The sequence below is a fragment of the Pandoraea communis genome, from assembly GCF_902459745.1.
Taxonomy (GTDB): Bacteria; Pseudomonadota; Gammaproteobacteria; order Burkholderiales; family Burkholderiaceae; genus Pandoraea; species Pandoraea communis.
Window position 1 is genome coordinate 1,260,043 of record NZ_CABPSJ010000001.1, and the last position, 12,546, is coordinate 1,272,588.

At 64.9% G+C, this 12,546-nt stretch carries 7 protein-coding genes, 1 tRNA gene and 2 riboswitches; of the genes, 4 read left to right on the forward strand and 4 right to left on the reverse strand.

The annotated features are described in order from the left end of the window. Window positions 1-38: 38 nt before the first annotated feature. Both PCO31110_RS05720 and PCO31110_RS05725 read right to left on the reverse strand, forming a co-directional pair. On the reverse strand, window positions 39-3,407 hold the full coding sequence (locus tag PCO31110_RS05720; protein WP_150689816.1) for an autotransporter outer membrane beta-barrel domain-containing protein: 3,369 nt from the start codon (window positions 3,405-3,407) through the stop codon (window positions 39-41). Between the two features lie 906 nt (window positions 3,408-4,313). Next, window positions 4,314-4,389: transfer RNA gene (locus tag PCO31110_RS05725), tRNA-Arg, on the reverse strand. A 378-nt stretch (window positions 4,390-4,767) separates the two neighbouring features. Here PCO31110_RS05725 and PCO31110_RS05730 point away from each other — a divergent pair. Next, a complete protein-coding gene (locus PCO31110_RS05730) occupies window positions 4,768-5,658 on the forward strand; it encodes a c-type cytochrome (protein WP_010807685.1) in 891 nt (296 codons plus the stop codon). Between the two features lie 122 nt (window positions 5,659-5,780). Here PCO31110_RS05730 and PCO31110_RS05735 read toward each other — a convergent pair whose 3' ends face one another. Then, window positions 5,781-6,557, reverse strand: coding sequence for a metallophosphoesterase (locus PCO31110_RS05735; protein ID WP_010807684.1), 777 nt, complete (start codon window positions 6,555-6,557; stop codon window positions 5,781-5,783). 479 nt (window positions 6,558-7,036) lie between these two features. Continuing rightward, window positions 7,037-9,142 (reverse strand): UvrD-helicase domain-containing protein, encoded by a 2,106-nt coding sequence (locus PCO31110_RS05740; RefSeq protein ID WP_150689817.1) that lies wholly within the window; start codon window positions 9,140-9,142, stop codon window positions 7,037-7,039. A gap of 256 nt (window positions 9,143-9,398) precedes the next feature. On the opposite strand from PCO31110_RS05740, the gene PCO31110_RS05745 reads away from it, so the two are divergent. The 3 genes from PCO31110_RS05745 (at window position 9,399) to gcvH (ending at window position 12,452) form a co-directional block, all read left to right on the forward strand. After that, window positions 9,399-10,358, forward strand: coding sequence for a zinc ribbon domain-containing protein (locus tag PCO31110_RS05745; RefSeq protein WP_150689818.1), 960 nt, complete (start codon window positions 9,399-9,401; stop codon window positions 10,356-10,358). Between the two features lie 149 nt (window positions 10,359-10,507). Beyond that, a riboswitch (glycine riboswitch) is annotated at window positions 10,508-10,604 on the forward strand. Between the two features lie 8 nt (window positions 10,605-10,612). Continuing rightward, a riboswitch (glycine riboswitch) is annotated at window positions 10,613-10,749 on the forward strand. A gap of 143 nt (window positions 10,750-10,892) precedes the next feature. Further along, window positions 10,893-11,999 carry a glycine cleavage system aminomethyltransferase GcvT gene (gcvT, locus tag PCO31110_RS05750; protein ID WP_010807681.1) on the forward strand — a complete coding sequence of 369 codons (1,107 nt, stop codon included), beginning with the start codon at window positions 10,893-10,895 and terminating at the stop codon, window positions 11,997-11,999. A 69-nt stretch (window positions 12,000-12,068) separates the two neighbouring features. Beyond that, on the forward strand, window positions 12,069-12,452 hold the full coding sequence (gcvH, locus tag PCO31110_RS05755; protein ID WP_150584184.1) for a glycine cleavage system protein GcvH: 384 nt from the start codon (window positions 12,069-12,071) through the stop codon (window positions 12,450-12,452). Window positions 12,453-12,546 lie beyond the last annotated feature (94 nt).

Below are 12,546 nucleotides of genomic sequence, written 5' to 3' on the forward strand. Positions count from 1 at the left end.
CGCTTCATGGGTTTTGTGAAGCTGCCTTCACGCGCCTGTCAGAACCGGTAACTCACCTTGAGACTTCCCGCCTGTGCCGACGCACGCGCAGTATTGATGAGCGCGTCGTAATCGAGCGAGATGTCCAATCGCTTGGCCAGCGTCACGCTTAAGCCCACGCCGAGCGTCAGGAAGCCGCGTGGCAGATTCGCGCCTGGTGCGACGAACATCGTCCCGTCCTGTGACGCCACCGTGATAGCGCGGCCGGCATCGAGTAGTTCGTGAGCGTACGCCACGCGGAACTGGACGTTCATGGGGCGTTGCGCGTCGCCGAATGCCTTGTCGAAGGTCACACCGACAAACGGTTGCAGGCTCCGGGTGTTGTCCGTGCCGACGCGCAGATTCTGCCCCCCGGCACCGCTTTCGTCGAAGCCGTTCGCGTGGAAATACGCATAACGCAGGCCCACCCGCGGCGTCATGACAATGCCGCCGAACGCCAAGGGCGCGCTCGCCTGTGTCGCCGCCGTGAATTCCTGCCCGATATGATCGCCTTCGGCGGTGCCTATGTTCGCGAACGGACGCTTCTGCGACAGGAAATGGATGCCATAGCCGACAGTGGCCGCCACGTCGACCGGTCCCATCTCGCGGCTCGCATAGGCGGCGAGACGCAGCGTGTCGCGAGTGCCGGAGTTTGCGGTGTTCTCTTCCGAGAGGTCGGCATGGGAATAGCCGCCTGCCAGCCCAAACGTGTTGCGCTCCCCGCGCTTCTCCGCACCGGCGAGGAACCCGTATTGGTTTTCCTGGAAGCCGGGTTGGGTGCCGGTGCCGGACACACGGCCGTGCAGGCCAGTGGCGGTTGCCCAGACCGACGAGATGCCCGGCGCCTGCGCCGTGTCTCCGGTGGCAAGCCCCGTGTCGACGGCGCGTCGTGTTGCCCGGTCGAGCACTGCCGACGTGGCCGACTGCGCATTCATCAGCGCAGCCGTGCCGAGCGCCGTATAGAGACTCGTATTCTTCGGGGCGATGACTACCGGAGTGGAAGGCCCCGATGCCCCCGAATTGCCCGATGCCGGATCGGCCAGCAGCAGGGTGACATCGTTTGCGCCGTAGGCCACGGACGATTGCAGGCCGCCGAGGTTCGCGCCTGTCGCCAACGTCCCCGTGACCGACGAAAAGCGCCCGCTTACACCGTTCGTTGCGCTCACCACGGTGTAGCGCGTGGCTGAATACGTACCGGGATCGTACGTGATCGCCAGCGTGCCGTTCAACGTCGCGCTGCCCGATACCATGAGTAGCGACGCCGCCGTCGGACTGACCTCGATGGAAAGCGTCGCGTTCGATGCCTGCGTGTAGTTTCCACCGACGCGCAACGTGCCGATGGACCCGCCGGGCGCCACGACCCCGCTGTTCGCGACATTGCCGAGCACTGTGCCGTGTCCGCGCAGTATCCCTTGCGCACCGACGGCCACGTTGCCGCCGATCGCTGCGCCGTCATGACTGGCGTCGCCCACTTCGAGTGTGCCCCCGCTGACGGTCGTCGTGCCCGTGAACCCGGTGCTTGCCCCATTGAGTACGAGCATGCCGGCGCCCTGCTTGACGAAGGCGCCGCTACCCACGAGCTGGCCGGCATAGGTACTGTCGGTTGCCGAGTTGACTGTCAGCGTGTTCGCGCCAACGAGCATACGCGTGCCGGCCGCGCCATTCAGCCCGGAAAGCGTCTGCGCCCCTGCGGAGGAAAAATCGAGCGTTGCGCCGCTACCCATGAGCGAAAGGGTCGACGCCGAAGACAAGCTGCCGCCTCCCGTCAGGGCGAGCGTGCCGCCGTTGATGGTGGTCGCGCCCGTGTAGGTGTTTGCCGCAGAAAGCGACTGTGTGCCCCCGTTCAGTGTCAGGCCGCCACTGCCGCTGATGGTGCCTGCGAAAACACCCGATGCATTCGTGAGCGTCAGCGTGCGCTGCCCGAGGGCAACCGCCCCGCTGCCGACGAGACTCGTCAGGGACGTGCCGCCTGACGTTGCCGAGATGTCGAGCGTGCCGTTATTGGTGACGCCACCCGATGCGGCGACGCTGCCGTTACCGCTCAACTTCAGCGTTGCACCGTTGTCGATCACGGTCGCGCCGGTATAGGTGTTGACCCCTGTGAGCGTCTGCGTGCCGGCGGCCACACGTACCGCACCCGAACCGTTAATGACGCCGTTGAACGTGCCGGCCGCATTGGTGAGCGACAGTGTCTGTGCGCCGAGCCACACCGTGCCCGTGCCGGTAAGCGCCTGGATCGACGCCCCTGCTGTGACGGCGGAAATGTCCAGCACGGAGTTCAGCACGACGCCGGACGAATTGCCTATGCTGCCGTTCCCCGACAGGGCGAGCGTGCCGCCACTGATCGTTGTCGTTCCCGTAAAGGTATTGGCACCCGTCATCGTTAGCGTGTTCGCGCCGACGAGATTCAGGGTGCCGGTACCGGAAATGACGCCCGACATCGTCATGCCGGCCGACGTCGTGGAGAAGGTAACGCCCGACGCCGCGTCGCTCAGGATGACGTCGTTGTTCAGTGCAAGGCCCGGGTTCAGCGCCGCGATGGTGGCAGTCGCCCCTGCATCGAAAAGCAAGTTTCCGAGGATCGAGGAGCCGGTCTGCAGATTCAGCGTGTTGTTTGTGCCGCCGAACTCGATGGCCGCAGCTCGGGTTCCGCCGCCGCCGGTCAGCCCGCCCATGATGAGACCCGAGTTGAGGATCGAATCCGTGCCCCGCGTGACGACGCCGACGCCGCCCCCGCCGGCCCCGTTGCCCAAACCGCCCGAGATCGTCCCGGTATTGCTGAGGCTATTGTGCGTTCCGGAAAGATTGACGCCAATACCCCCGGCACCGCCTGCGGCCGACTGCGTTGTGCCTGCGCCCGCAGCGCCTCCTGCGCCGCCCGTGATCGTGCCGGTGTTGATGATGGCGGCGAGACCGCTGAGCGCGAGCAGTCCATCGCCGCCTGCGCCGCCGCCGCCGCCGAAGCCGCCGGAGCCCCCGGCACCGCCTGCGCCACCGGTAATCGCCCCGTAGTTGTAGATTGTCGCGATGACCCCGGCCGACGTCATCCCGCTGCCGCCACCACCACCGCCACCGCCGTTACCCGACACCCCGTTGCTGGTATTTCCACCGTTGCCCCCGGCCCCGCCCGTGAATGTCGCCGCCGGCATGACGGTGATGTTGCTGCCGAGGTAATACAGCCCTGTGTTGCCGCCGTTTCCACCGCTTCCGAAGTTGAGTCCGTCCGGTCCGGTATTGCCGGCGGCGCCGATCGTCGTTCCATTGCTGAAGACCCAATTACCGGTGAGGGATTGCGCGGGGCCGTTGGCCGGCGCACTGGCTGTGTCTCCGGTTGCACCCGCGCCGCCGGTACCCTGGGTTCCCCAGCTACCTGTGTCCTGGACGGTCACGGCGCTGGCGTTTATGTGACTGGATCCACCGCCTTGGCCATTACCGGCACCGCCGCCACCGCTTCGACCCGGAACACCGTCGCCGCCCAATGCGCCGCAGCCGCTGGTGTCGCTGATGGAGCAGGCGGCTGCCCAGGCAGGCGCCGCAGTACCCGCGAGGGCCAGCGCAATGGCTGTGCTGCCAGCCGTTCGAATGAGTCGGGCACCCGCTGGTCTGTGGGCCGAGCCTCGGGCCGGCGCAGTGACGCAATCGAGCGTAGAAGGCGTTAGGGACGCCGGAGTGGCGGGTTTCGCCGGGTGGGCTGTGAGCCTGCGTTTGCGTTGGACCACGAATATATCCTCTCGTATCGCACCGTGCATTGCGACCGGCGACCGAGAAGATACGGCCATTCCCCCGCGGTACGGCAGTCATATAGGGCACCAGTGCTCAGGGAGGCAATGCTTGTTTCGACTTCGGAGCGCTGGAACGTGCGTCGCCTAGGGGCGCATCGGACACCGAATGTAATACAAAGTGAGGTGCTTCGCTATCGCGTTCAGAAAGTCGTCCCGTTTGGGGCCACCGGGGCGGCCCCTGACAAAACACTGAGCGTTGACGCAGGGTAGGCGGGGATCCGGGCAGGGACCATTCCCCGGCCATGCCAGGGTTGCGCCAACCAATGCCGGAGATGCATGACGAAGTACAAAGCCGACGACTTCTGCATTCGGGAGGGGCCCGCTCGAATGCGACACGTTTCGATGGGCGATATTCGGCTACTACGATGGAAGCGGCCGAGCAGGGGAGCAGATCGAGGGCGTTTTGAGTTCCCCACAGAGGCTGCGACCGAATGGGTGCGATCCGGTACTAGGCGGCGACGCCTTGCGTATGCGAACGGACGAGAGTGGAGCCTCGTAATCCATTGAATCTATTGGCGCGCCCGACTGGAATCGAACCAGTGACCCTCGGCTTCGGAGGCCGATACTCTATCCCCTGAGCTACGGGCGCTTGCTGACCACCGGTGAAGAAGGCGCGAACGCGCGACCGGCAGGCAAAGAAGTGGAAGCATAGCGGTTTTGCCGCGCGCCGTCCATGCCCTGTGCATACGCGTGCCCCAAAATGCGGCAATTCGCTGCCGAGCGCTCCGCTCGCGCGGATTTGCTGTGACTGCAACGCCCCCGCAGTTTGCGCACGAAGCATGCGGAACATGCCTTTGGCTTTCGCGTAAGTTAGGGAAAATACGGGACTTTTGCGGCGTCTGCGCACTGCCTTAGCGTGTCATCGGCCGAGGGTTTGTTGCTACAATGGTTCGTTATTTTGACTGGATGGTGCCAGCTATCCGGTGTGATGCACTCGGTTTCCACAAAAACTATTGAGAGATCCCGCATGAGTGAAGCACATAACGAGCATGAGTCCCTGATCAAAACACCCAAGCAGCTCATCGCCGCGGTCATTGCTGGCTTTCTCGTACCGATCGTCATCATCGTCTTGCTGGTCAATTACGTGGGTAACAACGCCCTGACCGGCGCCGGTAGTTCCGCCATGACCGAAAGTGCCGTTGCCGAGCGCATCGCGCCCGTGGCGAAGGTCGAAGTCAAGGATGCCAACGCGCCGCGCGTCTACCAGACCGGCGAACAACTTTATAAGGCCGTTTGCGCCGCCTGCCACGCGGCCGGTACTGCCGGGGCGCCCAAAGTCGGCTCCGCCGACTGGGCCCCGCGTATCGCTCAGGGCTACGACGGAATGCTCAAGATTGCGCTCGCCGGCAAGGGCGCGATGCCGGCCCGTGGCGGCACCAGCCCCGACGACGTGACGGACTACGAAATCGGCCGTGCCATCGTTTATATGGCCAATGCGTCGGGCGGCAAGTTGCCAGAACCGGCAGAACCGGCCCAGCCCGCATCGGGCGCTGCTGCGGCCTCGGGGGCGCCTGCCGTCGCCTCGGGCGCCGACGCGGGCTCTGCCGCCGCTGCCGCCGCCGCGATGGCGTCGCTCAAGACTGCGACCCCGGCTGCCGCCAGCGCGGGCGGCAATCTCGAGGCGGGCAAGAAGCTCTACGACACCGTCTGCATGGCCTGCCACGCGAGCGGCGTGATGAACGCCCCGAAGTTCGGCGATAAGGCCGCATGGGCCCCGCGCATTGCCACGGGCATCGACACGCTGCACAATGCTGCCATCAAGGGACTGAATGCCATGCCGCCGAAGGGCGGCGCTGCCAACGCGTCGGATGACGACGTCAAGGCGGCGGTCGACTACATGGTGAGCGCGGCCAAGTAAGCTGCCGTGTAAGTCGCGTAAGCCGCACGAGCTGCCTGCCTCACAGGCGGTCGCCACCATAAAAAATCCCCGCTTCGGCGGGGATTTTCGTTTCTCGCGTTGCGAGGCAGCCCTTCGACGGATCACACTCGCACGACCATCTGCGGGTCGAACGCGACATTCTCGACACGTCCCTCGAAGCAATAGCCGCGCGGATTGCACAGCACCCGGGTGTGGCCCACCCGGTAGTCGAACGAATCGTGCGTATGGCCGTGGACCCACAGCGCAGCGTCGGACTGGTCGACGAATGAAGTTAAATCCGAAATGAAGGCCGGATTGACGAGCGAACCCGCGAAGCGCGGATGGATGCTTTGCGGTGTCGGGGCATGATGCGTGACCACGACCGTCGGGCCATCGTGCGGTGTGGCGAGTGTGCGCGAGAGCCACGCGACGTTCTCGCGGCATAGTGCGGCGCAGTCGTCGGGTGAGAAAAACGGCAGATCCGACCACGGTGCGGCCGGGTCGCCGATGCGAATGCGCGTGAAGTCGCGCACGAATTTCTGCGACTCCTCGACGACGGCGTCGTGCTTGCCCTCGGCGTCGTACAACGCGAAGTCCGTCCATAGCGTGGTGCCGACGAAGCGCACGCCGCCCAGCACGACCGTGCCGCGCTCGAGCAGATGCACATTGGTGCCAGCGGTGAGGCGTCGCAGTTCGGCCAGCGTGCCCGCGAGCGTCGCGCCGTAGAACTCGTGATTGCCGGGGACGTAGATGACGGGGCGTGGCAATTGCCTGGCCCACTCGATGGCTTGCGCCGGCCGGCTGATATCGCCAGCGAGAATCGTGACGTCTGCCTCGACGTCGGGAATTGCCAACGGCGCTACGGACAAATGCAGGTCGGACAGAATATGCAGTCTCACGCACCACGCTCCACAAAGGCTTGAGGATCGGTGCCGCACACCCGCCGACGCCGTGTGTGCCAGACGCATCGCAAGCGCGCCGGAGGTGTGGGCATTGGGCCGAAATCAACGCAATTCACGCATTGTTTCGCCCGTTTTTTACCGACTATCGCCCGCCGCGCGCCGATGGTCAAGATGTCTTTGTCATCGAAGGGATGCGCTTCTATAGTGAAACCTCACCTGACGAGTGGAGGCGAGCCTATGCGCATACTGTTGGTTGCTGTTCTGCTTTGTTTGACCGGTCTGGCAGGGGTGTTCGTGGCGTGGAGCCCGGCAGCCGCCTGTGAGCAGACGTCTTCAGGTAGTGGCAAATAGCAGCAAGCATTGACCTCACGGTGCGCCCTACCGCCGCAGACAGCCCCGGTCGGATGTCGCCGTTCCTCAAGCCAGCCCCCGTACGCGGGGGCTATTCGTTTGTGCGGGGCGAACGTCCGGCGGCCTCAGGCGCCCGACGACGACGGCGTCTTGTTCGCGCCGCCCGCGAGCATGGCCTTGAGGCTGGCGAGCCGGTCCTTCGGCGACATGGGGGCGTCTTCCGGCGGCGGGGGGGGCGCTTCGTCGAGTTGCATCTCCGGCACGAAACGCGACACTTCGCATGAGAAGGTTTCGCGCGCGCGCTTGCGTTTCTTGCACCACGAGAGTTGCAGCGTGCGCTGCGCGCGCGTGATGCCCACGTACATCAACCGGCGTTCTTCCTCGATCTTCTCGGCGGTGACCTCCTCATCCTCGCGAATGTGGGGCAGGATGCCTTCTTCCACGCCGACGAGAAACACGTGCGGATACTCCAGCCCTTTCGACGCGTGCAGCGTGGACAGACGCACCGCGTCGGGATCGTCGCCGTCGCGGCCTTCGAGCATCGACATCAGGGCGATGGTCTGGGTGAGTTCCATCAGGCTCTTGCCGTCGCCATCGAGGCCGTCGGCCGTGTCGAAGCCGGCCGTCTGCGCGTCTTCGTTGCGCGTGCCTTTGCGCTTCATCCATTCGAGGAATTCAAGCACGGTCGTCCAGCGCGACTGCGCCTGACGCTCGTCGAACGTGTCGTACAGATACGCCTCGTAGTGAATGCCTTCCATCAGATCGTCGATGACCTCGTTGGCCGGGTCGCGCGCTGCACGCGCCGCGATGCGCTGAATGAAATCGCAGAATGCCCGCAGCGGTTCGAGCTGACGGGGTTGCAGCCGCGCTTCGACCGCGCCCATATAGACGGCTTCGAAGAGCGAGACCTTCGCCTGTCCCGCAAAGCCGCCGAGCACTTCGAGCGTGGTGCTGCCCACGCCACGGCGCGGCGTGGTCACGGCGCGGATGAAAGCAGGATCGTCGTCGGGGTTCGCCAGCAGCCGCAGATAGGCGCACAGATCCTTGATTTCCGCCTTGTCGAAGAACGACTGGCCGCCGGAGAGCACGTAGGGAATGCGTTCGCGCCGCAGCACCTGCTCGAAGATGCGCGCCTGATGATTGCCGCGATAAAGGATGGCGTAATCGCGGAACTCCGCGCGACGCTCGAACTTGTGCGCCGACAGACGAAACACCACCGATTCGGCCTCGTGCTCTTCGTCGTTCATCGCCGTGACGGTGATCGGGTCGCCCAGGCCGTGCTCGCTCCACAGTTTCTTCTCGAAGATTTTCGGATTCTTCGCGATGACGTTGTTCGCCGCCGTCAGAATGCGCGACGTCGAACGGTAGTTCTGCTCCAGCTTGATGACCTTGAGCGTCGGGAAGTCCACCTGCAACTGCTTGAGGTTCTCCAGTGTGGCGCCACGCCAGCCGTAGATGGCCTGATCGTCGTCGCCCACGGCCGTGAACGCCGCACGCGGACCCGCGAGCAGCTTGAGCAGCAGGTACTGACAGGTATTGGTGTCCTGATACTCGTCGATCAGCAGATAGCGCAGCTTGTTTTGCCAGCGCTCGCGCACTTCCTCGTCGCGGGCGAAGAGTTCGGCGGGCAGGCGGATGAGGTCGTCGAAATCGACGGCCTGATAGGCCTGCAAGGTCGCCATGTAATTGCGATAGACGAGCGCGGCCTGATGTTCGTCGGCGGTCTCGGCGGCGGCCAGCGCCGTTTCGGGCGCGACCAGTCCGTTCTTCCAGAGCGAGATGGCCGTTTGCACGCCGCGAATCATCGCTTTGTCGGTCGTGCCGAGTTGTTCCTGAATCAGCCCGAAGCAGTCGTCTGCGTCGAGAATCGAGAACTGCGGCTTCAGGCCGACGTTTTCCGCCTCGCGCCGCAAAATCTGCACGCCCAGCGAGTGGAACGTACAGATCGTGAGCTGATTGACGGGCACCTTGCGGCCTGCCTTGCCGGGGGTGCTGAGCGTCTTGCCTTCGAGTTGCTTGGCCACGCGCTCGCGCATTTCGGCGGCGGCCTTGTTCGTGAAGGTCACGGCGGCGATGTGCTTCGGCTCGAACCCCTTCGTCTCGATCAGCCACGCGATCTTCTGCGTGATGACGCGCGTCTTGCCGCTACCCGCGCCGGCCAGCACGAGGCATGGGCCGTCGAAATAGTGCGTGGCTTCGTTCTGGGCAGGATTAAGCGGAAAAGACGACATGGTGTGACGCGATGGGGGTGAGTGCGGTGACCGTCGGGTACGCGTGAGCCACAGGGCGCGCGCGCCGGTACGAGCATCGAAGTTGGCATGCGCCAAGGGGTGGGCAAGTCTATCACGCGGGGTGTGCGCAGCCGTGACATCGCAGTGGCTTCGCGTATGCTGCGCTGTGGGGCAGGCACGACGCCTCGCCGCAGTCTGGCGTCGGCGTAGATGGGGTGCCTATAATGAAAAACATTGCCATCGTGGTGGAGTCGCCGTGCAATGTCCAACCTGTGGGATGAACAATGCGCCGCGTGCGCCGTACTGTGAGAAGTGCGGCGCGAAACTCGCGGATGCCGAACCCGGTTTTCGGGATGATCGTCCGGCCACGGGTGCCGGCGGGGGCAGCGGTGCGCTCGATAACCTGGGGACGCCCGTGTCCGACGTGCGTGACGAAACCGCGCAAGCGGCGTTCGCTGCGGACGCAGCGCCCACGCGCCGTGGCAAACGAGAACGCGGCGAATCGCCCAGTTGGATCAATGGTGCGCTGGTTCTCGGTACGGCGATTTTCGCCGCCGTGGCATTGCTCGGTATCTGGTGGAATCTGCGCGCCCCATATGTCGACCCGGCGCCCAAACTCCCCGGCGGGCTAGCCGTCACCCCCTTCGGTAGCCCTAGCAACCCACCGCCTGCCGTCGCGTCCGGCGACACGGCGCTTGCCGCCGCCGGCAGCACCGAGAGCGAGGCCTCCGCTGCATTGGCGCGCGCACAGGCGCTGGCGGCTGCCGATGCCGCGGCGTCCGACGCGACAGCCGACGTCGCGTCTGCAAGTCAGCCGGTGCCGCTCACGGCTTCCGCGGCCACTGCGGCCCTGACCGCCGCGGCCACGGCGATGCCCCCGGCCCCCGCCCGCAACAACACGCCGGACGACATGATGCAATTGCTCGACCGTCGCAACACCGGCAACACCACCGCGCCACGGCCGACACCTAATGCCGATCTGCCTGCGCATTACGACAACAACGACATCGGCCCGCTGGCTGCAGAAGCGCAGCGTCAGGGGGCACCGGCCGCCCCGGCATCGGCGGCCGCCACCATCGCGTCGGCACTCGCGAAATGCAACCGCTATCGCTGGTACGAGGTCATTCCGAAGCAGCGCTGCATCTGGGCCGTATGCAATGGGCGCTGGGGGAAGGATGGTTGTCCGGCGGGGGCGAATCCGGGCGAGACGCATTGAGCCGCGCACGCGCTTCATGCGATCAAAAATGGCGTGGCCACGAGACTTGCCGGCTGGCGTGAAACGGCCGCCCGGCACCGCCCAGCGCCGATTCACACTCAGGCAGCCTGCGCTAAATTGACAGCCCCCGGCTTTCCCCGTAAAGTGCGCGAGCGTGGTCGGGAGAGCGCGCCGGGAAGCACATGCCGGCGCCGCCGAAGGGGTAATACCCACAAACTCTCAGGCATCAAGGACCGTCCGCGCCGAAGGCTTCGCCTTCGATCTCTGGAGAGCGGTTGCGGCGTGCATGCCACGCGAACAACCCACCGAAGGGGCCGGTAAGAGCGGCATCGCGCGCAGCGCGCCGCACGCACCGGGCAATCTCTCAGGTACCAAGGACAGAGGGGTCATCTCGCCAACTGGCATTGCGCCGGGCACATGCACAAGCATGCGCCGGACGCGGAAAGTGCCGGTCGTCGAGATGACCCCTTTTGCGTTTTCGGAGGACGTTTTCCGAAATCCATGAACCTTGAGCCCTGAGGCCCCGACGCTCCGATGACCGAACTCAAACGTACTCCGCTCAACGATACGCACCGCGCCGCAGGCGCCCGCATGGTCGACTTCGGCGGCTGGGACATGCCTGTGAACTACGGCTCCCAGATCGAAGAGCACAACGCTGTGCGCACCGATGCCGGCATGTTCGACGTCTCGCACATGTGCGTGGTCGATCTGCATGGCCCGAGCTGCCGCGAATTCCTGCGCTTCGCCGTTGCCAACAACGTCGACAAACTGCAAACGCCGGGCAAGGCGCTCTACAGCTGCATGCTCAACCCGAGCGGCGGCGTGATCGACGACCTCATCATCTATTTCATCGCCGAAGACTGGTTCCGTGTCGTGGTGAACGCCGGAACGGCCGACAAGGACCTTGCCTGGCTCGGCCAGCTCAACGCCCACGGCGACTACAACCTGACGATCACCTCGCGCCGCGATCTGTCGATCGTCGCCGTGCAGGGACCGAACGCGCGCGCCAAGGTCTGGCAAGCCGTGCCGGGCAGTCAGACAGCGAGCGAAGCGCTCAAGCCGTTCAATGCCGCGTTCGCAAAAGACACTGCATTCGGCGAACTGATGATCGCGCGCACCGGCTACACGGGTGAAGACGGCTTCGAAGTCATCGTGAGCGCCGATCACGTGGTGGCGCTGTGGAACGCGCTGGCCGCGGCGGGCGTGCGCCCGGCCGGGCTGGGCGCACGCGACACGCTGCGTCTGGAAGCCGGCATGAACCTGTACGGTCAGGACATGGACGACGACGTGTCGCCGCTCGACGCAGGCCTCGGCTGGACGGTCGAGAAGGAGAGCGCACGCACGTTCGTCGGCAAGGATTCACTGCTCTCGCGCGGACAGACGTGGCGCTTCGCGGGCCTCGTGCTCGACGGCAAAGGCGGCGTGTTGCGTGCGCATCAGGCCGTGATCACCGAAGCGGGCGACGGCGAAATCACCAGCGGCACGTTCAGCCCGAGCCTGCAGCAATCGATTGCGTTTGCCCGTCTGCCGAAGGGGGTGCCGGACGGCGCCACCGTCCATGTGCAAATTCGCGACAAGCAATTGCCCGCACGTGTGGTCAAATTACCGTTCGTGCGTCACGGCAAGGCCGTGGTGGCGTAAGTGCCACGGTGCGGCGACACGAAACACCGATAACCGAATACCCCAAACACTGAATCCCGGAGCGTCAACATGGCGAATATCCCCGACAACCTGAAGTACACCGAGTCCGACGAATGGGCTCGCCTCGAAGCCGACGGCACTGTGACCGTGGGCATTACCGATTTCGCGCAGGAATCCCTGGGCGACATCGTGTTCGTCGAGCTGCCGGATACCGGCCGCACGGTGGCTGCCGACGAGGCATCGTCCGTGATCGAATCGGTCAAGGCGGCGGCTGACGTTCACTCGCCGGTCGGCGGCGAGATCATCGAGACCAATGTGGAAGTGTCGGGCTCGCCGGATCTGGTCAATGCCGACGCTTACGGCAACTGGCTGTTCCGCCTGAAGCCGTCGAACGCAGCCGAATTGGACAAGCTGCTCAACGCCGAGCAGTACGCCAAGAAAATCGGCGCCTGATGCCGGCTGACGGTGCCGCGAGACCTTCGGGTCGCCCGGCACCGTCTGCGTTGGCTTTGCATTGGATATGCCCTGCCGTCACTTGCCGTGATCG